The sequence below is a fragment of the Micromonospora sp. LZ34 genome, assembly GCF_052981855.1.
Genome location: NZ_JBRIQN010000029.1, coordinates 57656 through 77991, shown reverse-complemented (window position 1 = coordinate 77991; position 20336 = coordinate 57656). Strand labels below are relative to the sequence as shown.

Genomic DNA, 20336 nt, shown 5'->3' with positions numbered 1-20336 from the left:
ACGCCGGCCCCCTCGAACTCGAGGGGTCCGGCGTCGGCGCGCTCCGCCCCGACGGCCCGGCGGGCGCCCCGGTCGATTCGGCGTTCGTTGCTCGACCTGGCCCAGGCACTGCCGTTCCTGCTACCCAAGGCCGCCGTGTTCGGGCTGTTCGTGCTGGTGCCGTTCGGCTACACGATCCTGCTCACCTTCCAGCAGGGCTCGCTGCTCAGCGGGCTGACCTACGCCGGCCTGGAGAACTACCGGACGGTGCTGACCGACACCCTGTTCCGGCAGACCCTGGTCAACACCGCCGTGTTCATGCTCATCTGCGTACCGGCGACCATCGTGGTGACGCTGCTGGTGGGCATGCTGCTGTCCAGTCCGGTCCGCGGCATGTCCGCCTACCGTACCCTGATCTACCTGCCGTCGCTGCTGTCCATCGTGGCGACCGGGCTGGTCTGGAAGATCATGGTCGACTCCGAGTACGGCCCGGTGAACAACTTGTTCTCCCAGCTCCTCGGCATCGACGTGCCCTGGCTGACCGACGCCACCGTCACCATGGTCTTCCTCGCCCTGATCACGCTGTGGAGCACCTGCGGATTCTACTCGATCATTTTCATGGCCGGCTTCAACAACATCCCCAACGACGTGCTGGAGGCGGCCCGAATCGACGGCGCGTCCGGCTGGCGGCTGTTCACCAAGATCAAGCTGCCACTGATCCGGCCGGTGCTGCAACTGGTGCTGATCCTTGTCACCATCAACAGCATCCAGGTGTTCGACCTGGTGTACGTGCTGACCAACGGCGGCCCGGGCACGGCCACCTACACCGCGATGTGGTACATCTACCAGAGCGCCTTCAACGGTGGGTCCCTGTCGTACGCCGCCACCATGAGCATCGTGCTGCTGCTTGTCACGGCCGTCATCTCGGCCGTCTTCATCGGCCGGACCCGATCGGATGGTTCCGACTATGAATGAGGTCCTGACCCCGCGGCGGCGCCGACGGCGCCACTCAGCCGGCGAACTGGTAGGCACCCACGCGTTCGGGTCGCTGGCCGTTGTGCTGTGCGCTGGTCCGATCCTGCTGGTCGCCTTGGCGTCGTTCCGGTCGACTCTGTTCTCCGACCTCTCGCCCGCCCCGGAGAACTGGACCCTGGCCAACTACAGTGCGCTGCTCGGCGACCCGGTGGTGCTGCGTTGGATCGTGAACAGCCTGCTGGTCGCCGCGGCGGTCACCGCGCTCACCGTTGTCGTGGACGTGCTGGCCGCGTTCGCCTTCGCGAAGCTGCGGTTCCCGGGCCGGACCGCCGTCTTCGGGATGTTGCTGGCCACCCTGATGCTGCCGTTCTCGGTGACCCTGCTCCCGACGTACCTCATTGCCAGCCGGCTGAACCTGGTCGACACCTATGCGGGCCTGATCGTGCCAGCCATCGCCGGGCCGTTCGGGGTCTACCTGCTGCGGCAGTTCATCCTCAAGATCCCTGAGTCGCTGATGGACGCGGCACGCATCGACGGCGCCTCGACCCTGCGGATCTTCTGCAGCGTGGTGCTGCCGCTGTGCCTGCAGCCGATGGCCGTCCTGGCCATCTTCGTCTTCGTCGCCAACTGGAACAGTTTCCTCTGGCCGCTGCTGATTACGCAGTCGGACGACGTCAAGACGATCCCGGTGGGGATGGCCGTCACCAACACCCAGTTCTCGGTGAACGTCAACGGAATCACGGCGATGGCGATGCTGAGCCTGGTGCCGATGGCGGTGCTGTTCCTGTCCTTCCAGCGCTATTTCATCCGAGGCGTGCTGGCCGGGGCGTTCAAGGGCTGAACCGACGGTGGCGGTACCTCGCCTGGCTTGTCGGGCGCGGGGCGGGGCCGCTATCCGTTCGCTCGTGCTGCTGTCTCGACGTCTCGCAGAGAAGCAGAATTTGGGACGATGACCCGGTCGAAGACCTGCACGTCGGCCAGCGGCCCGCGTAGAAGTCGCCGTTGCCGGCGTTGCGTAGGTTTGATCCCATGTCCGCTTCCCCGGTCAAGATCAGTCTCATCGCCACATACGCGCCAGGAGCGCGGTCAACCGCCTAGTCGACTCCCTCGACCGGCAGACCCTCCCCGCCGTCGAGTTCGAGGTGATCTTCGTCGACGATGGTTCGCCGGATGACACCCTCGAGCGGCTGCACAGGATTACGATTCTCGACATCGACATCGACATCGACACCGCGCGGCTCGGCCGGCCGCTGGAAGACACGGTGTGGGACCTGCGGACCCGCACCAGTTGGTGCGGCATGGGGCGCAAGGGCGCTCTCGGTTACACCGGCCCGGCACGACCGTGGCTGGTAGCCGGGCGGGCGGCCGTCGCTTACTCGAACACCACCGGTGGCCTGTCGGTGGATCTGGCCGGGAACCTGCGCACGTTCGCCACGGATGCCAAGCCACACGGCCCGGCCGGTGCGGTCACCGCGTTCTCCGTTCCGCTCGTCAACGCCACCGCGTCCGGGCCCCGCCGGCGTACCGGCCGACCTGGCCGGGATCCCGGAGGATGTTGATGAGGCCACGGTCGGCGTCGAGGCGATCGAGACTCTAGCCAAGATCGGCGACCTGCGGGCGCGCGTGGTGGCGGGCGGCCAGGAGGTCCGCCCGGTCGGCGGAGCCGAAATGGCTCCGGTCGCATACGTGCTCTACGCCCGCAGGAATGACAAGCTCGCCCGGACACGGGCACGACTGCTCGTGACTCCCGGCGGCCTGGCCACCTTCCACTGACCCAGCCCGAAAGCGTGGCCTGCGGTGGCCCGGGAATGTCGCTCCGGAGCGAGCGGAGTCGGATCGGGTCAGCGACGGTGGTCGATGTCCATGGTTCTGCCTACTGGGAGGCGAAGCAGTCGGCGACGGCCATCCGGATCCGGCGGGGCCGGTCCGGGACGAAGATGTCGATGGTCGCCTTCGCCGGCCCGCCGTTGTCGGTCAGCTCCCAGCCGGTCGGCTCCTCGAATCCCGGGTTGACCAGGGCGAAGCCGATCGACTCCAGGTGATCGAAGCCGACGTCGACCCGGGCGTCCGTCACGTCTTCGAGGGTCCGCAGGCGGATGGTGAGCGTCGCCGCCGCCTTGCCGGCCAGAAGTGCGGTCAGGTCGATCGGGCCCTGGAGGCTGTTTCCCTGGATCCACAGCGGCCACGGCTCGTGGTGGATGTCGCAGCTCCACGCCACCTCGTCGTCGACCAGGATCTCCTTCACGATCCGGCCCTCGCCAGGGGTGCTGGCTGAGAACTCGTCGAAGTGCCAGAACGAGAGCTCGTAGCGGGCCGCGTCCGGATCCGGGTAGATCACCTGGCTGGCCTGGGCCCAGGCGCCCGCCGCGACCGGGATCTCGGACGGGAGGGCCAAGCTCAGCCGGCCGACGCCGTACATTGCCTTGTTGTCTGAGGACAGGGTGGGTGCGTCGTCGAGCTGGGTGCCGTACGCGATGACGCCCGCGATTCGACCCTCCGCGGCGCAGCGCAGGCCGGTGTCCACGGCCTTGCGTACGTACGTCTCGTTGGGCCCGAGTTGCGCGGCCAGGAACCGGCCGGCGTAGACGAGCAGCACGAGGTCCAGCCCGCGGGGACCGGTCTTGGCGAGGATCGCGTCGAGTGACCGCCGTACCGAGCTGGCGTCCTGGGTGTTGTTGTTAGGGCCGTCGAGGAACGGGTAGATCACGCCATCGACGTAGGGGGCGTACTTGTCGAGGAACGCGTCGTTGAGCGCCACCCGGTAGTAGACGCAGGTGAAGAAGCCCAGGTCGGGGTTGATCTCGCGCTGGATCTGCTGCATCTTGGCCATGTAGTCGGGCGTGAACAGCTGGGCGTTCACCTCGAACTCGAAGTCGTCGATCGCCCAGGCGGTCAGGTTTGGGTACCGGACGGAGGCCTCGGCGACGGCCCGCGTCCAGGCGAGGTAGTCGGTGAGGTACGGCCGCGATGCCCGCCCGTTCTCGTCCGTCTCGGACGGTGGCACCAGGTACGGCCAGACGTCGATGCCGGCCTCGGCAGCGGCCGGAAGGAACTCCTCGCACAGGTCGTCCCAGTCCGTTGGGCTGTCCCAGATCCCGAACAGGTACGTATTGATGTGCAACTCGCGCAGTTTGGCGATCAACGCGGGCGTGTCGATGTGGCGGTAGCCGTCGGCGCGCGGGCGGCTTTCCCGCACCGCGGCGCCGACGGTGTTCCCACCCACCAGGGCCGCCCGGACGCCGCCGGCGGGGATCCATGGACGGGGCCGGTCGTTCGTGTCCGGCGATGGCATGGCCAGCTCCCTCCCGCAGCCGACCGTCGGGTCCCGCCCGGTTGCGGTGCCCGGCATACTCGGCCCATCTCTTCGGTATATCGAAATTACGAACTGAATGCTGGATGTTACCGTAGGGCGGGCCGGTGGCTGGCGCAATGCTCCGGTCAGGCTAGTTCGAAGGTGGCCTCCACCTCGACCGGGCTGCCGGTCGGCAGCACGGCGACGCCGATCGCCGCCCGGGCGTGCCGACCCACCTCTGGGCCCAGGACGCGAAGCAGGCACTCGGTCGCCGCGTCGGCCACGAGGTGCTGGTCGGTGAACGCCGGGTCGCTGGCTACGTACACGGTCAAACGGACCGTGGCGGCGATCCGGTCGAGGCTGCCGATCTCGGACCGGACGGCGTCGAGGACGTTGACCGTGCACTGCCAGGCGCACCGGCGGGCCTCGGCCAGGTCGATCTCGGCGCCGACCCGGCCGCTGGCGATCAACCGGCCGTCCGCGCCGACCGCGGTCTGGCCGGAGCTCACCAGTAGGGATCCGAACCGGCCGGTCAAGGCGATGCGGGGGCGTTCGCCGGGTGCGGGTGGCCCGCTCGTCTGCGCGGCGGCGAGGCGTACGTCGGCGGTCACGATGCTCCTCCTTCGGTTATGGAGAGAACAACATCGCATACTGGGAAGTCGGGGGAGGAAGCTGAGTCCGTCCGCGGGCTCCGCTACCTGATGGTTACGGCCGGTACAGTACGGCTCAACAAGGGAGGAACCGGTATGGCGATGCCTGAGCAGGTTGGCGCCGCGGAAGATCGTGCGCCGTCTCCGGCGGTGGATCGCGGATTGACAGTCATCGAGCGACTGGTGGCCTCAGACGAGGAGATGACTCTCACCGCGCTGGCCAAGGCCACCCGAATCCCCCTGGCGACCTGTGCCAGCATCGTCTACACCCTGGAGCGGCGGGGATACGCCGCCCGCCGGGTGGTCGGCCGCAGTCATTTCTGGCGCCCCACGCTGCGCCTGTACGGCCTGGCCAGTCAACTCGTACGCAAGATCGACCTGTCCTCGGTGGCGCAGCCGGAGTTGCGGGCACTCGCCGATGAGCTTGACATGCCGGCGCACATCGGGGTGCTGGACGGCGCCACGGTCGTGTACGTAGCCAAGGCAGCCACCGGGGGCTTCATCCAGTTCGACACCTACCCCGGGAAGGTGTCGCCGTTCAACCTGACGGCGCTGGGCCGGGCCATCGCCGCGTATCTACCAGAGCACGAGCTCGCCCCGCTGCTGTCGCGGCTGGTCGTCGGGCGCGGTCCGGCGGCCGGCGATGGCAGTGCGGCGGCCTTCCGTGCGCTGCTGGACGACGTCCGATCCCGCGGCTACGCGGTGGAGGACCAGGAGGAGCAGGCCGAGGTGGCCTGCGTGGCCGCCCCGTTCTTCGACGCCGAGGGGCGGGTCGCCGGCTCGGTCGGGATTACCGGCTTCGCGCGCGACCTGGTTGGGGAGCGGCGGGACAAGGCGGTGGCGGGCGTGCGGCGGGTCGCGACCCAGGTCTCCCGTCGGCTGGGATGCCCGGCCACGGCATTGCCACGGCCCGAGGTCGTCTCATAGTATTCGGATTACCGAAGCTTTATCCCGGATACTGAAGGATGGCGCCCGTGGCGTCCACCGTTCGCTGGGCCGATGCCAGTCGTCAGGCGCTGGCCGAACAACTACCCGAGGCGGTCGTCCTGCTGCCGGTCGGCGCGACCGAGCAGCACGGCCCGCACCTGCCCACCGGCACCGACGCCCTGATCGCCGAGGCGGTATGCGACGCCGCCGCTCGCCGGGCGGCGGCCCGCTCGCCCCGCCCGCTCATCGTGGCCCCGTCCATCCCGGTCGGTGCCTCCGACCACCACCTACCTTTCGGCGGCACCCTCTCGCTCAGCCCGGAGACGCTGTCGGCGGTGCTGCTCGACCTGACCCGGTCCATCGCCATGCAGGGCGGGAGGCGGCTGGTCCTGGTCAACGGGCACGGCGGCAACGTGGGCGTCTGCCATGCCGCCGCCGCGGCCGCCAGCACCCGGTACGGCCTTGCGGTCGGCCACGTCGACTACTGGCGGACGGCCGAGGCGGAACCGGACGTTCCGGTCCCCGGACACGCTGGCGAGTTCGAGACCTCACTGGTTCTGGTGCTGCGCCCCGAGCTGGTGGGGGAGCGGGCCGGGCGCAGTCGAGTGCCCGAGCCGCCCGCGGTGCCGGGCGTCGACCTGCACACCGCCGAAATGTGGCAAGCAATCGACGGATACACCGACCGGCCGGAGGCGGCCGACGCCGACACGGGGCGGCGCCGGCTCGACCGGCTGGTCACACTGCTGGCCGACCGCATCGTCGAGATCGCGAGGGTGCTGTGATCGACTTCCATACACACACGCCGGCCTGGCGCACCGCCACCTGGCTGGGCGGTACGCCCTTCGGCGCCGACGACTTCGTGGCGTTCATGGACACCATCGGGATGGAACAGGCCGTGGTGCTCAGCCACGACGGCCTGTTCGATCCCCAGCCGGAAACCAACGACGAGCTGGCCGCCTTCGTTCGGCAGCACCCGGACCGGCTGCACGGATTCGGCACCGTGCCCGTCCGCGCACGCGACGCCGCCGCCGAGGTGGACCGCATGATGACCGACCTCGGGCTGCGCGGCCTCAAGCTGCACCCCTGGTTGCAGGGCTTCAGCATGCACGAGCGGTCGCTCGACCCGATCTGCGAGGCGCTCACCGCGCACGGCGGCATCCTGCTCAGCCACGACGGCACCCCGCCGTACTCGACCCCGGCGCAGATCGCCGCGCTGGCCCGCCGGCATCCCACACTGCCGGTGGTGCTCGGGCACGGCGGCCTGCACGACTGCTGGCGTGAGGCGCTCGCGCTGACCCGCGAGACGGCCAACCTCTACCTGTGCATCTGCGGCACCCCGCCGTACGCCGCCCGGCAGATCCTGGCCGACGCCCCGGCCGACAAGGTGCTGTTCGGCACCGACGCGGGGCTGTCCGACCGGAAGAGCCAGGACTACGCGGTGGCCCGGGTGGTCGAGATCGACGGGTGGGGCATCACCGACAGCCAGCGTCGGGCCATGCTGGTGGACAACCCGCGGCGGCTCCTGGCCGGGGCGAGCCTGCCGTGAGCGCGCGGAGTGAGCCGGGTTTGCGAGCCCCGCAGTCGCGAACGAAAGGCGGACCTGCGGCGACCATCGCCGCCGTGCACACCCTGCCGGTCAGCCTGCCGGTGCATCCCCGGCTGGTGGTACGCGGCGCCCGGGGCGCGCACGACCGCTCGGACTTCCTGCTCGTCCGCGTCGTGACCAGCGACGACGTGGTCGGCTACGGCGAGGTGAGCGCCACGCCGCTGTGGAGCGGGGAGGACGGTACCAGCGCCGAGCATTTCATCCGTACCGTGCTGGCGCCGGCCATCGTCGGCCGGTCGCTGACGCCGGTTGGCGCCCTGGAATCGCTGATGGACCGGCTGCTGGCCGGCAACCCGTTCACCAAGGCGGGGCTCACGACCGCATTGTGGGACGCGTACGCACGCACCCTCGACGTTCCGCTCGCCGTCGCCCTCGGCGGCCCGTACCGGGACCGGGTGCCGATCAAGCTGTCCCTGTCCGGCGACGGGGCCGAGCTGGACGAGGTGCACCGTGCCGCGCGGGAGCTGGGCTTCCGGGCGTTCAAGGTCAAGGTCGGATTGGGTGTGGACGGCGACGTCGCGCGGGTGGCGCGGGCCCGCGAACTGGTCGGCCCGGACGCCTTCCTCGGGGTGGACGCCAACGGCGGCTGGTCCCGGGGTGAGGCCGTCCGGGCGGTGCGGGAACTCACCGGCTACGGCGTGCGGTTCGTCGAGCAGCCGGTCGCGTCGAGCGACCTGGCCGGATTGCGCGCGATACGCGACATCGGCCTGCCGGTGGTCGCCGACGAGGCGGTCTTCGGCCTGTCGGACCTGGTCGCGCTGGTCCGGGCCGAGGCCGCCGACTGCGTGAGCCTGTACGTGGGAAAGAGTGGCGGGCCGGGCCGGGCGTTGGCCATGGGGCAACTCGCGGCGGCATTCGGCATGAACGCCCTGATCGGATCCAACGGCGAGCTCGGCATCGGCGCCGCGGCCCAGTTGCACGTCGCCTGCGCACTGCCAGCGCTGTCCGCCGAGTTCCCGTCGGACATCATCGGTGCCCACTACTACGCCGAGGACATCCTGGCCCATCCCCTGGACAGCGACGGCACCACCGTCCGGCTCGGCGACCAGCCAGGGCTCGGTGTCGTGCCGCGCCCCGACCTGGTCGACGCCTTTCGATGAAGGACCGGTGAACCCGTGATTGTGGACGTGCACGCGCACACCCCCACCCACCGCGACGCGGTGCCGCCCGAGGAGCGGCGGGTGTTCACCGGGTGGCGGACCGACCGCCCGGTGGTCACCACCAACTCCTGGGCCGACTACGCCGAGGCGATGGCCGCGGCGGACGTCTCCATCGTGTTCAACATCGCGGTGCCCGACCCGCTGGCCGCAACCGGGATGCCGTACCCGCCGGAGCGGACCAACGACGCGACGGCCGAGTTCGTGGCGGCCGATCCGGCCCGCCGGATCGGCTTCATGTCGGTCAACCCGCTGGCCACGGACGTCTTCGAGGAGGCGGAGCGGTGCCGGGAACTGGGCCTGGTCGGGGTCAAGCTGGGCCCGAACTACCAGAACTTCGATCCGCTGTGTGAGCGGGCGCTGGCCTTCTACGCCTGGTGCGAGCGGTTCGGCCTGCCGATCCTGTTCCACCAGGGCGCCTCGCCAATCCGCGCCGCCCCGCTGCGGTACACCTATCCGCTGGTGACCGACGAGATCGCGTTGCGGTTCCCGGAACTGCGGATCGTCATGGCGCACATGGGCCACCCATGGGGCAAGGAGACCGTGGTGACCATCCGTAAGCATCCGCACGTGTACGCCGATGTCTCCTCGATCTACCTGCGACCCTGGGTCTGTTACGAGTCGCTGTTGGCCGCGGTCGAGTGGGGTTGTACGCACAAGCTGCTGCTCGGCTCGGACTTCCCCATCGCCAACACCGCCGAGGCGATCGCCGGTCTGCGCGGGGTGAACGGGATCCTGGCCGGGACCAGCCTGCCCCGGGTCCCAGCAGAGCTGATCGAGCAGATCATCCACGCCGACGCCTTGGGCGCGCTGGGCCTTCCCCGGCCGGCCGCCGCCGGCGTGGCGCCGGCCGACACGGGGATGGCTGGCACCACGCCGGCGAGCGTGGAAGGCCAGCGGTGATCATCGACGCGCACGTGCGGCTGGGCCGCGGCCGCGAGGTGTCCCTGGACGTGGCCGGCCTGCTGTCCACCATGGACGAGCTGGGCATCGACCGGGCGCTGGTGGCACCGGACGAGCGCTGCGTGGCATACCACAACCGGGCGGGCAACGAGCTGGTGACCGCCGCCGCCAAGGAGTCGGCCGGACGGCTGGTGCCGTACGCCGTGGCGAACCCGTGGCGCGGCACCGAGGCGGTCGGGGAACTGGCCTGGGCCCGGGATACGGGTGCCCGGGCGTTGCACGTGGACAGCGTGCTCCAGGGGTTCGATTTGTTGGACGGCCTGGTGGATCCCTTGCTGGAGTTCGCCGCGGACAACGGCTGGCTGGTCTACGTGCGTACCGGCACGCCGCCGAACGCGTTGCCGCTGACGCTGGCGTCGCTGGCCCTGCGGTATCCGCAGATCCCGTTCGTGATGGGGCGCAGCGGGGCGACTGACTTCTGGATCGACGCCGCGCCCGCGTTGCGGCACGCGCCCAACCTGTACGGGGACACCTGTTACGCCCCCTGGGACACGGTGCTCAACGAACTTGGCGCCGATCCCGAGATCGGGACGTCACGGCTGGTGTTCTCCACCGACGCGCCGTACACCGTGCCCCGGGCCGAGCTGGGCCGGGTGCTGGACTGGCCGATCGACAGCTCGGCGCGGGAGCAGGTGCTCGGGGGCAACATCGCCCGACTGCTCGGCTGACCACATCAGCCGGGGTTGTTTCCGATTGGCACCACCCGTAGTATATCCGTAAATCGAAAAATGTTTTCCAAATATCGAATGATCGGTCGGGCGAGACCGCCGACGCGGCACAACGAGGATGGTGGGCGGGTAGATGAGTGTTTCGCCGGCGACGGTCTCCCGTGACGAGCCCGTACCCGACCCGTCACCGGAACCGGACGACCCGGCCGCGCTGGTGCGTGGCGTGTCACCGGTGCTCGAGGTGCCCTTCACCGCAACCGGGGACATCGACGTCGACGGCTTCCGCCGGGTGGTGCGCTACGTCCTGGGCACCGGCGTGAGCAGCATGATGTTCCCCGGCTTCGCCTCAGAGTTCTACAAGCTCGCCGAGGACGAACGGCGGACACTGACCGCCGTGCTGCTCGCCGAGACCGCCCCCCGGGCGGACGTGGCAGCCATCGTCGCGGTGCAGGACCACGCCACCCGCCTCGCGGTGGCCCGGGCCCGCGAGGTGGTCGAGGCCGGCGCCGACCTGATCAACCTGCTGCCCCCGCACTTCCTGGCGCCGTCCCGCCAGGCCCTGGTCGACCACATCCGGGCGGTGCTCGACGCGGTGGCCCCCACCCCGGTCGTGCTCCAGTACGCGCCCACCGAGACCGGAACCAGCCTGGACGATTCGACCCTGGCCGCGATAGCCGCGGCTCATCCGAACCTGCGCCTGGTCAAAGTGGAGTCCAGCCCGCCCGGCCGGCTGATCGGCGAACTCGCCGCACTCGACCCGCCGCTGCCCGCCATCGAGGGGTACGCCGGAGTGCAGCTACCCGACGCCATCCGCCGGGGAGCGGTGGGCACCCAGCCCGGCTGCTCGTTCACCGAGATCTACGTGGAGATCTGGCGGCGGTTCGCCACCGGCGACGAGGCCGGCGGGGAGGACCTGCACCGCCGGCTGCTGCCATACATCTCGTACTGGATGCTCGACACCGAACTCATCATCGCCGCGGAGAAGCGCGTCTCGTACCGGCGCGGCCTGATCGCCAGCGACCTGTGCCGGGCCCCCGCGCACCAGCTGGACGCCGAAGAACGGCGCGTCATCGACCGCTTCCTGGCCGAGTTCGCCGACCTGCTGCCAGACCTGTCCGGCTGACCTTCCGGCACCCGCGACCGATCCACCTCCCGGCCCCATTGGGAAGGAGATGCCGATGAGACCCCGCAAAATCGGCGCGGCGGCCGTCGTCGCCGGCCTCGTGCTCGCCGCCCTCGGCTCGGCCCCGGCCACGGCCGACCCCCCGGCCGACCGTCCGGTGTCAGCCGCCCTGCGCGGCAGCATGGTGGGCGGCAACACCGTCGGTGACCAGATCCGGGAGAAGCAGCCCCGCGCCGATGGGTACCGGCACGTCGACACCCCGCGGCTGATCCGCCAGCTCCAGGGCCTGAATGTCAACTTCTACGTGTTCCAGGTGTGGAGCTCGCCGACCGACTGGGACGACTTGCGCACCGAGTTCGCCCCGGCGGCCCAGGCGGCCGGCATCACGGTGATGCCGTACCTGGTGCCACCGACCGAATGCTGGTACTTCGGCGCGGACGGGAAACCGTTGCCCCGGCTGGTGGACCGGGGCAAATGCTCGGCGCCGTACTACCTGGACTATGTCGCGTGGGCCGAGGCCGTCGCCCGGCTGTCGCTGCAGCATCCAAACGTCACCGGCTGGGCCATCGACGACTTCAACGTCGCCGGCAACGCAGCCAAGTTCACCCCGGACTACATGGCGCAGATCAAGGCCGCCCAGGACGCGATCAACCCGAACATCGGGCTGTGGACCACGGTCTACTACGGTGCCGCCAACAACGACGCCTTCCTCGCCAAGTACGCGCCGTTCATCGAGGGCGTCATCTACGCGTACCACGAATGGGGCAGCAACACGCAAGACGCCCGTCCCGTGCCGGCGGTGCTCGACGAGGTGCTCGGGCACACCGAGGCCCACGGGCTGAAGTTCATCTTCCTGGGGTACGTCGGCCGCTACCTCAACGGCCTGCTCACCCCCACCGCCGAGTACGTCACCGGTCTGGTTGACCAGGTGCTGCCATACATTGAGAGCGGCCGCGTCGAGGGCTTCCTGTCCTATGGCACGCCCAGCGGCGAACTCGGCGAACCCAACAACACCTACCGGGCCGCCAGCGGGGTCGGCCGGCTCAGCCTCTCGGTCGGACCGGCACGCACGACCGTCGGGGAGTACGCCGCCGCCAGTCAGCGGGTGGCGGTCGAGCCGGGTCGGGACGACTACGCCATCAGCTTCGCCGAGCGGGACCAATGGCCGCTGGTGCCCAACCTGATCCGTGGCTACCACACCAAGCAACTGCTGGTCGACGGTGCGGTCGTGTGGCAGAGCGACGTGGTCGACGGAAACGTGCACGACTTCGGCAGGCACACCGTCGATGTCACCGACGCGGTACGCGGCAAGGCGGAAGTCGAGGTGACCCTGCGGCTGTACGAGAGCCGAGGGGTGGGCAACTACCCGGTCGATGTCACCTTCGACGACCTGTCCACGCAGGGGCTTGCTCTGGTCAACGGCGGATTCGAGGACCGGTCCGGCTGGCAGCTCAGCCAGCAGGGGCGCGGCGTGCTGCCGCTGATCGACCGGTGGTCCGAGTACCGGATGATCGAGGCCACCGCCGCGGTGGGCCGCGCCTTCGCCGCCATGGCCGGGAACCCGGCGCACCCGGCGCACCCGATCCACCCGGCCAAGGCGCCGAAGAACCCGCGGGCGATGTACGGCGCCGGCCGGCTCAGTCTGGCCGCACCGTACGACGCCACCACCACGGCCGGCCAATGCGCCAGCGCCACCCAGCGGGTCCGGGTCACCGCCGGCCTGCCCCGCTACGAGCTGAGCGTCTGGCTGACCGACAACTGGGGCAACACGCCGCTGGCCGTGGGCGTACACAACAAGCAGATCCTCATCGACGGCGAGCCGGTCTACACCGTCGGTGCCCACGACGGCTACCCCAACACCTACCTGCAGGGACAGACCCTCAAGGGCCCCATCGACGTCACCGAACTGGTCGCCGGCAAGCCCGAGGTGACCCTCACCATCCGGCTGTGCGAGCTGAAGGACGCGGTCGGCGTACCGCTGGACATGTCCGTCGACCACATCGGGACGATCGGCCTCGCGGTGCACAACCCCGACTTCGAGGAGCCGACCAGCTGGGAGCTGAGTGCCGACAGGGGCATGACCGCCAACCTGGACATCACGCACTGATCGCGGTACCGCGATCTGCCCGGCGCCGGCGACCCCGGCGCCGGCACACTGGTCTCCCAGCAGCGAGGAGGGCACCTGATGGACGGGTCAGCAGCGACGACCGCACTGGTCACCGGAGCCGGTGGGGACATCGGCATCGCGATCGCCCGGGCGCTGGCCGCTGCCGGCCATCGCGTGCTGGTCACCGATCTGGATCCGGACCGGGCCCGCGGGGCCGCCGACCAGGTGCCGGGAGCCACCGCCGCCGAGCTCGACGTGCGGTCCACGGCCGGCGTACGCCGAACGATCGGCGAGCTGGCCGAGGCGTACGGTCCGCTCGCGGTCTTGATCAACAACGCGGCGGTCTGCGCCAACGAGCGGTTCGAGAACATCGACGAGTCGGTCTGGTCGGTGGACCTGGACGTGGTACTCGGCGGCGCGATCCGGATGTGTCAGGCCGTGCTGCCGGCGATGCGGGAGGCCTGCAGGGGAGCGGTGGTCAACGTCGCGTCCGTCAACGGCCACCGCTACTTCGGCAACGACGTCTACAGCGCGGCAAAGGCCGGCCTGCTGAACCTCACCCGGGCTCTTGCGGTCCAGTACGGCCGGTTCGGCGTCCGGATCAACTCGGTGTCCCCGGGCACCATCGCCACCGTCGGCTGGCAGGACCGGCTGCGCACCCATCCGGAGGCGCTGGAGACCGCCAAGCGGTGGTACCCGATGGGCCGGGTCGGCACCCCGCAGGACGTGGCGGACGCCGTCGCGTTCCTGGCCTGCGACCGCGCCGCCTGGATCACCGGGATCGACCTGCCGGTGGACGGCGGGTTGCTCGCCGGCGCGCACGCCCTCGCCGTCGACATCGGCGCCGAGACCGTGTAGAACGCCCGCTGTCAATGCCGCGGCCGGGTCCGACCCCACGGATCCCATCCAGGAACGTCCGTGCCGAGGCGCCACCGTCCCCGGTCAGGCTGCTGCCCACACCGTCGCGCCGAACGGGTCGTCGCCGACCCGGCCGACGAAGGCGACCCGGTGTCCGAGCCGGGCGAGGCCCACGGCGACGTTGCTCTCCGCGCCGGCCACGGTCGCGGTGAAGTCGGTGGCGTACGACAGCGGCACCCCTGGGTGCCCGACCATGGCCACCACGGCCCCGCCCAGGGCCACCACCTCGTTGGTCACGTCCGCACCTGCCGCAGCGCCTGCGGGTTGGCGCAGAAGTGCAGCGGTTCCCCGCGTAGGTACCGACCCACCTCACCAGCGGCTATGTGAGCAGCGTTGGCAGCGGTCTGCTTACTGGCTCCAGCCAGATGCGGCGTCATGACGATGTTGTGCGTCCTGAGCAGGCGGGAATCGGCAGGGATCGGCTCCTGTGGAAAGACGTCGAAGGCGGCGCCGAACAGATGCCCGCTGTCGAGTGCGTCGCAGACGGCGTCGTAGTCGAGCAGCGCTCCTCGTGCGCAGTTGACGATGATCGATCCTGCCGGCATCAACGCCAGTTGGGCGGCGCCGATCATCCTCGTGGTCTCGGGCGTGACTCGGGCATGCAGCGACACGATGCTCGACCGGGCGAGCAGATCGTCAAGCGAGGTCAGCTCGGCGATCCCAGCCATCTGGTGCTGGTCGACGTACGGGTCGTGCACCAGAACGCGGGCGTCGAACCCACGCAGCATTCGGGCGATGCGGCTGCCGACGGCACCGAACCCGACCAGCCCGACTGTGCTGCCGTTCAGCTCCGGTCCGACGCTGTCGTAGCGGTAGTAGTCGCCACGCCATACGCCGCCGGCCAGGTCCTGATGTGTTGGTGGAATGCGCCGGATGACAGCGAGGATCATGGCCAGCGTATGTTCCGCAGTGGCAGCAGCGTTGCGCCCGGGGGCGGAACAGACCGCGACACCCCGCTCGGTGGCGGCCTCGAGGTTGACGTTCACCGGTCCGCCCCTGGTGACACACACCAGTTTCAGGTCGGGGGCGGCGGTCAACACCCTCCTGGTCAGCGGCGCCATCTGCGTGACGCAGATTTCGACGCCCTGCAGAGCCTCGATCAGTTCGTCCTCAGTGCCGCAGGCCTCGTCAACCTCCGCGACGGGTCCGAACGGCTCTACCGGCCACGGCAGCGACAGCTGGCGTACGTCGATCCCGTCAGGGACTTCGCCGCGCACCGCGTCGACGAGCAAATCGGTGAGGACGAACTGGTCGCCAGCGGCGAGCAGGCGAATGGACAATGTCAACTCCAAGGCGCTGAGGAGCGAGCGCTCGACGGCGGGTCAGGGGACTGGTGCCTGGTGATCGCAGCGTTGAACCGGATCAGCGAGAAGTGGTCCTGGGACAGCCGGACCTCGGAGATGGCGCAGTTGCCGATCACGGGGAACAGGCGCCGGTACTCCCGCAGCGGCACCCCCATGAGGTGACACAGAGCCAGGCGAATGACGGTCCCGTGCGCGACCACCAGAACGCGGCGGTCCGGATGTCGGGTCGCGATGTCGTTCAGGCATTCGGTGAATCGCTGCGCGGCAGCCACGGGGGATTCACCGTCGGGAAGATGGTAGGCAACCGGATCGGCGTGGAAGGCGTGAAGTGCTTCGGGGAAACGTTCACTCATCTCTGCCCGAGTCAGTCCCTCCCCGGCACCGAAGTCCAGCTCACGCAGGCGGGCGTCGACCGCCAGCGGGGCACCGGCCGCCTGCGCACATGGTCGTGCCGTCAGCTGGGCCCGGCCGAGTGTCGAGGTCCACACGCTGGCCAGCTGCGCGGTCGCCGCCCAGCTGGCAAGCTGCGCGGCCTGCTCGTTCCCGCACCCGGTGAGCGGGACCTCACTGGCTCCGGCGTACCTGTTCTCGGCGTGCCAGATGGTCTCGCCATGACGCGCGAGCACGATCGTTGTCACCTCATTGTCCTTTCCCGCGCGTGCGCGGCCGTGGTTGACGGCAACCAGCCACGCTGCTCGAGCGCCTCGACCAGCCGTAGGTATCCGGCCCGGAAACGGCCGAACGAATTCGGGCGTGGCTCGATGACCGCCCCAACGCGCACCATGTCCGCGGCGGCGGCCACCGGGTCCCGGTATGAGCCGGCGGCGAGGACCGCCATGCCCAGCGCCGGCTCCGCGTTCTCTGGCAGCACCACCGGCCGCTCGAGGATGTCCGCCCGCAGCTGGTTCCAATAGCGGTTGCGGGTGGCGCCGCCAGTCAGCACGAGGTCACCGTCGAGTGGGGCGCCAAGCAGGTCGAGGTAGTCGAAGCAAAGCCGTTCCATGTACCCGACACCCTGGAGCATGGCGGCGAACCGTTCGGCTTCGCCCGTTGGTTCGGCGGCGAGGAAGCCTCGGGCCTGCGGGGCCACGAACGGGAACCGTTCCCCCGCGGAGACCAGCGGATAGCACACCGGCGCCGCAGGTTCGTACGAGTGGGCCGCGTGGGTCAGTGCTTCGAGGTCCTCCCGCGGGAACTCTCGTGAGATCACCCCCGCACCTGAGCTGGATGCGCCGCCGGGCAGCCACGTCCCGTTCGGGCCGCGGTGGGAGTAGACAGCGCCGGCAGGGTCGTGAATCGGCTCCTGGGTGACGCCCTTGAGCACCAGCGTGGTGCCAAGCACGGAGTTCCAGCTGCCGATGTGCAGAGCGCCGGAAGCGAGTTGGGCCGCGCAGCCGTCGGTCATGCCCGCGAACACTGGTGTGCCGGACGGGATGCCCGTTTCATCGGCGGCGGCGGCGCAAACGGCGCCGATCCGGGTACCGGGTGTGACCAACGGGGGTAGCAGGCTGTCCGGCACGCCGAGTGCCGCGTACACGGCCAGTGGCCAGGCGCCCGTGACAAGATCCGCCCCGGTCTTCAGTGCGTTGCTCAGATCGGTCGCCACCTCGTGTCCGACCAGCCGTCGGTTGACGATGTCGCTCTGGTGCGCCAGCCGTGTCGCGTCCTGAGCACGCTGGTGGTTTCGCAGCAGCCAGAGCAATTTTGGCAGGGCCCACGCCGGCTGCATCCGCTGGTATCCCAGAGCCGCCCAGGTAGCGGCGCCGGCTTCGTTGACCACGGCGGCTTCCTCGGTTGCCCGTGTGTCGTCGTACATGATGCCCGCCGTGACGGGTTCGCCCGCCGGTCCGAGCAGGAGCAGCGTCCCGGAGGTCGCGGCGACGGCGACTCCCCTCACCGCAGCCGGTGGGACGTTGGTCAACGCCTGACGTGTGGCGGTAGCGACCGCGGGCCACCACTGCCTCGGATCCTGCTCATGGCGGTTCTCCTCGCGCCGGCTGGTCAGCGTCGCGCTGCCCTTGCCCACGACCTCGCCCTGCCCGGTGACAGCGAGCGCGCGGACGCTCTGCGTGCCGAGATCGACGCCGACAAACACGTCGTCGAACTCAAATGGCGTCACGGTTCGCCTTCCCGCGCAGGGAGGCCAGTCGGGGCCAGCCTCCCGCCGCGTGCTGTCTCAGGTGCAGGAAGCCGTCGAACAACTCGGTGTATCGAGGTGCCAGGGCCGGGTCGGGTTCGAACGTGTCGCGGACGACGACATACCGCGCCACCGCCTCCTCCGCACTGGCTACGGCACCGGTGGCGACCTTTCCCATGATGAACGCGCCACGGGCGCCGGTTTCGGTGTCGACGCAACGCCGAACCGGCAGGCCCACCACGTCGGCGATCAGTTGTGCCCATGTCCCGTTGGCCGCGCCACCGCCGCAGACCCGTAACTCGGTCGCAGTCACCGTCGACGCGGCGAGGCAGTCGCGGATGACGAGGGTGAGCCCTTCGACCACGGCACGAGCGATGTCCTTTCGTCCGTGTTCCACCGAGAGCCCGAGAAACGCGCCCCTGGCCCGTGGTTCGACGAACGGCGCACGTTCGCCTGCCGGTGACAGGTACGGCAGGCACACGAGACCGGAGGCGCCGGCCCCCGTCTGGCCGGCGAGTTCGAACAGTTGGCTGGGCTCGTTGACGCCGAGCAGTTCGCTGGCCCACGTAAGCACCTCCGTGCCGGCCAGCGTCGGCATCGCCCGCAGGTGCCGTCCTGGCAGGCCGAGCGCGACTGTCAGCCCGAGCGGCTCATCGCCGAGCGCTATCTGGTCGGTCACCACTTGGGTGCACAAGGTCGTCCCCAGGATGCTGCACGCCTGCCCCGGCCGTACCACACCGGCACCGATCGCCGTCGAAGCGATGTCGTACGGTGCGGCTACCACCGGCGTCCCAGGGGGAAGGCCGACCTCAGCCGCGACCGCGCCCCGCAGCGGTGCGACCCGCCGACCATCGCCGGCGACCGGTGGCAGGAGGCGCTCAGCCCAGGCCATGTCAAACAGGTCGAGCAGGCGCTGGTCGTAGCGACCGCTACGAGGATTCCCGAACGGGGCCGAGGCGTCCGATTCCTCCATGACCACCACACCGGACAACTGGGCGAACAGCCAGCCACCACAGGTGAGGACAGCAGTCGAGGCCGCTAGCCGGCCGGGGTCGTGTGCGTGCATCCAGCTGAGAATCGCGTTGGGCAGTCCGGCGAAGGTCACTGAGCCGTTGAGGCGGAACGCCTCCGCGAGCAGTCCGGCGTCCGCCCAGCGCTCGACGATCGCCGCGGCCCTGCTGTCGTTCCATAACACGGCGGGTCCGGTGGGCGCACCGGTGTCGTCGATCAGCCAGCAGCCGTCGCCCTGGGCCGTTACCGCGAGGAACTCGACCTGTCCCGGCAGCCGGGTGGCGATGGAGCGTACCGCCCGGAACGCCGCCTGCCTGACCTGTGTCATGTCCTGCTCGACCCAGCCCGACCCCCTGCGCCGCACGTGGGCCGGTTCCCGTACGACGATGGCCTCCCGGCCGCGGTCGTCGTAACCCGCTGCCTTGATCATGGTCGTACCGGCGTCGACGCAGATGACTGACACCTGTCCTGCTTCCTCTCGGTAGCGATGCCGGGATCGCCATGTCTGTGCGGGACGTTGATCGCGGCGTTCGCGTCGGCCTGCCACACCGGGCCTTCTGGGTCACCGGCAGGGTGCTGCCGGTGACCCAGAAGGCTTGGAGCAGGAAGGCCGTTTGCCTTTACTGTGCGTAAACCTCCAGCTCTGTCACGATGGAGTAGCCGTAGCCGTTGGTGGCCAGCATGTTGATGCGTACGGCGCTCGCGGTAACCGGCGTGAAGCTGACGCTGCCGCGACCGAAGGTGTGCCCCCGCACCTGGGCGACCGTCTGCCAGCCGGCGTCCGTGAGGACCTGCACGTCCCAGTCCTTGAGTGCGAACCGCTGCTGCGTGTCGGTGAACAGGTCGACCCGGCCGACCTGGGTTGACTCGGCCAGCTGCACCTCCATCTGGTCCGGGAACTGGCCGGGGGTGTCGTCCGCCCAGGCCGTCGGCGGCCGGTGGTAACCCACGAAGGTGTACGTGTAGTCGCCGTCGACGGGACCGCAGGAGGGTTCCAGCCTGGGGAACGTCGAGGAAGCCGTGACCTGCTGGCCGTAGGCGAGATTGCCGTTAGGAGGGTCGGGCAGGGGCAGCACGACGACCGGCACCGAGACGCGCTGGCGTCCCGACTCGAGGACGATCTCGTGCTCTCCAGGGGGTGTATCGCCGGGCACGGAGACCTCGATCGGCCACGTGGCTGCGCCGTCGGCGGGGACGAAGGTAGTCAATATGTTGCGGGACAACCGCAGCGGGGAGTCGCCGCGGATGGTGACGGTGACATAGGCCGGCTCGCCGGACGAGTTCTGGAACGCCACGTCGAGGGCCGCCGGATGGCACGGACGCGGCAACAATTCCAACGGCTGCGGCGACGCCGCGATCACGACTGGGTCCTTCTTACTCCCGTTCGCCGCGGCGGTTTGGGCGCTACCGGTGACCGCTACCAGCGGCATCACGGCGAGCAGCGCCCCCGCCGCGCGCCGTCCGGTGGTTGTCTTCCAACTGTGGATCACGTGTTTCTACCTCCCTTGCGTTGTCGAAG

At 69.7% G+C, this 20336-nt stretch carries 20 protein-coding genes; 12 read left to right on the top strand and 8 right to left on the bottom strand.

The window, feature by feature from the left end; genetic code table 11:
* Positions 1–87: 87 nt before the first annotated feature.
* The 3 genes from ACVCAH_RS26025 (at position 88) to ACVCAH_RS26015 (ending at position 2513) form a co-directional block, all read left to right on the top strand.
* Positions 88–954, top strand: a complete 867-nt coding sequence (locus ACVCAH_RS26025; protein WP_447138838.1) for a carbohydrate ABC transporter permease — start codon at positions 88–90, stop codon at positions 952–954.
* Positions 947–1795 carry a carbohydrate ABC transporter permease gene (locus ACVCAH_RS26020; RefSeq protein WP_447138837.1) on the top strand — a complete coding sequence of 283 codons (849 nt, stop codon included), beginning with the start codon at positions 947–949 and terminating at the stop codon, positions 1793–1795. The genes ACVCAH_RS26025 and ACVCAH_RS26020 overlap by 8 nt, the downstream gene beginning before the upstream one ends.
* Positions 1796–2021: 226 nt before the next feature.
* Positions 2022–2513 (top strand): glycosyltransferase, encoded by a 492-nt coding sequence (locus tag ACVCAH_RS26015; protein ID WP_447138856.1) that lies wholly within the window; start codon positions 2022–2024, stop codon positions 2511–2513.
* A gap of 314 nt (positions 2514–2827) precedes the next feature.
* Here ACVCAH_RS26015 and ACVCAH_RS26010 read toward each other — a convergent pair whose 3' ends face one another.
* Both ACVCAH_RS26010 and ACVCAH_RS26005 read right to left on the bottom strand, forming a co-directional pair.
* Positions 2828–4246 carry a hypothetical protein gene (locus ACVCAH_RS26010; protein ID WP_447138836.1) on the bottom strand — a complete coding sequence of 473 codons (1419 nt, stop codon included), beginning with the start codon at positions 4244–4246 and terminating at the stop codon, positions 2828–2830.
* A 146-nt stretch (positions 4247–4392) separates the two neighbouring features.
* Positions 4393–4857, bottom strand: a complete 465-nt coding sequence (locus ACVCAH_RS26005) for a RidA family protein (protein ID WP_447138835.1) — start codon at positions 4855–4857, stop codon at positions 4393–4395.
* Between the two features lie 135 nt (positions 4858–4992).
* On the opposite strand from ACVCAH_RS26005, the gene ACVCAH_RS26000 reads away from it, so the two are divergent.
* The 9 genes from ACVCAH_RS26000 (at position 4993) to ACVCAH_RS25960 (ending at position 14305) form a co-directional block, all read left to right on the top strand.
* Positions 4993–5823 (top strand): IclR family transcriptional regulator, encoded by an 831-nt coding sequence (locus ACVCAH_RS26000; protein WP_447138834.1) that lies wholly within the window; start codon positions 4993–4995, stop codon positions 5821–5823.
* Between the two features lie 47 nt (positions 5824–5870).
* A complete protein-coding gene (locus tag ACVCAH_RS25995) occupies positions 5871–6605 on the top strand; it encodes a creatininase family protein (protein ID WP_447138833.1) in 735 nt (244 codons plus the stop codon).
* A complete protein-coding gene (locus ACVCAH_RS25990) occupies positions 6602–7369 on the top strand; it encodes an amidohydrolase family protein (protein WP_447138832.1) in 768 nt (255 codons plus the stop codon). Before ACVCAH_RS25995 ends, ACVCAH_RS25990 begins: the two co-directional genes overlap by 4 nt.
* A 74-nt stretch (positions 7370–7443) precedes the next feature.
* Complete coding sequence (locus ACVCAH_RS25985) at positions 7444–8529, top strand: mandelate racemase/muconate lactonizing enzyme family protein (protein WP_447138831.1); 1086 nt, start codon at positions 7444–7446, stop codon at positions 8527–8529.
* Positions 8530–8544: 15 nt separating this feature from the next.
* Positions 8545–9489 (top strand): amidohydrolase family protein, encoded by a 945-nt coding sequence (locus tag ACVCAH_RS25980; RefSeq protein ID WP_447138830.1) that lies wholly within the window; start codon positions 8545–8547, stop codon positions 9487–9489.
* Positions 9486–10217, top strand: coding sequence for an amidohydrolase family protein (locus ACVCAH_RS25975; protein ID WP_447138829.1), 732 nt, complete (start codon positions 9486–9488; stop codon positions 10215–10217). Before ACVCAH_RS25980 ends, ACVCAH_RS25975 begins: the two co-directional genes overlap by 4 nt.
* 133 nt (positions 10218–10350) lie before the next feature.
* Positions 10351–11340: a dihydrodipicolinate synthase family protein gene (locus ACVCAH_RS25970; RefSeq protein ID WP_447138828.1), complete on the top strand. Its 990-nt coding sequence runs from the start codon at positions 10351–10353 to the stop codon at positions 11338–11340.
* Positions 11341–11395: 55 nt separating this feature from the next.
* On the top strand, positions 11396–13447 hold the full coding sequence (locus tag ACVCAH_RS25965; RefSeq protein WP_447138827.1) for a hypothetical protein: 2052 nt from the start codon (positions 11396–11398) through the stop codon (positions 13445–13447).
* A 78-nt stretch (positions 13448–13525) separates the two neighbouring features.
* Entirely contained in the window at positions 13526–14305 is a 780-nt protein-coding gene (locus tag ACVCAH_RS25960; RefSeq protein WP_447138826.1) for an SDR family oxidoreductase, read from the top strand.
* An 84-nt stretch (positions 14306–14389) separates the two neighbouring features.
* Here ACVCAH_RS25960 and ACVCAH_RS25955 read toward each other — a convergent pair whose 3' ends face one another.
* From ACVCAH_RS25955 to ACVCAH_RS25930, 6 genes are all read right to left on the bottom strand, one after another.
* On the bottom strand, positions 14390–14602 hold the full coding sequence (locus ACVCAH_RS25955; protein ID WP_447138825.1) for a PfkB family carbohydrate kinase: 213 nt from the start codon (positions 14600–14602) through the stop codon (positions 14390–14392).
* Entirely contained in the window at positions 14599–15645 is a 1047-nt protein-coding gene (locus tag ACVCAH_RS25950) for a 2-hydroxyacid dehydrogenase (protein ID WP_447138824.1), read from the bottom strand. Before ACVCAH_RS25950 ends, ACVCAH_RS25955 begins: the two co-directional genes overlap by 4 nt.
* Positions 15646–15647: 2 nt before the next feature.
* Positions 15648–16307 carry a histidine phosphatase family protein gene (locus ACVCAH_RS25945; protein WP_447138823.1) on the bottom strand — a complete coding sequence of 220 codons (660 nt, stop codon included), beginning with the start codon at positions 16305–16307 and terminating at the stop codon, positions 15648–15650.
* Positions 16304–17788, bottom strand: a complete 1485-nt coding sequence (locus ACVCAH_RS25940) for an FGGY-family carbohydrate kinase (protein ID WP_447138822.1) — start codon at positions 17786–17788, stop codon at positions 16304–16306. Before ACVCAH_RS25940 ends, ACVCAH_RS25945 begins: the two co-directional genes overlap by 4 nt.
* Positions 17775–19280, bottom strand: a complete 1506-nt coding sequence (locus tag ACVCAH_RS25935) for an FGGY family carbohydrate kinase (protein WP_447138821.1) — start codon at positions 19278–19280, stop codon at positions 17775–17777. Before ACVCAH_RS25935 ends, ACVCAH_RS25940 begins: the two co-directional genes overlap by 14 nt.
* Before the next feature lie 157 nt (positions 19281–19437).
* Positions 19438–20178, bottom strand: a complete 741-nt coding sequence (locus ACVCAH_RS25930) for a galactose-binding domain-containing protein (protein ID WP_447138820.1) — start codon at positions 20176–20178, stop codon at positions 19438–19440.
* Between the last annotated feature and the right edge of the window lie 158 nt (positions 20179–20336).

Excerpts from the sequence above, each read along its gene's own strand:
- ACVCAH_RS25970 (WP_447138828.1), top strand. The coding sequence starts at position 10,351 with ATGAGTGTTTCGCCGGCGACGGTCTCCCGTGACGAGCCCGTACCCGAC.
- ACVCAH_RS26020 (WP_447138837.1), top strand. The coding sequence starts at position 947 with ATGAATGAGGTCCTGACCCCGCGGCGGCGCCGACGGCGCCACTCAGCC.
- ACVCAH_RS26010 (WP_447138836.1), bottom strand. The coding sequence starts at position 4,246 with ATGCCATCGCCGGACACGAACGACCGGCCCCGTCCATGGATCCCCGCC.
- ACVCAH_RS25960 (WP_447138826.1), top strand. The coding sequence starts at position 13,526 with ATGGACGGGTCAGCAGCGACGACCGCACTGGTCACCGGAGCCGGTGGG.
- ACVCAH_RS25965 (WP_447138827.1), top strand. The coding sequence starts at position 11,396 with ATGAGACCCCGCAAAATCGGCGCGGCGGCCGTCGTCGCCGGCCTCGTG.
- ACVCAH_RS26000 (WP_447138834.1), top strand. The coding sequence starts at position 4,993 with ATGGCGATGCCTGAGCAGGTTGGCGCCGCGGAAGATCGTGCGCCGTCT.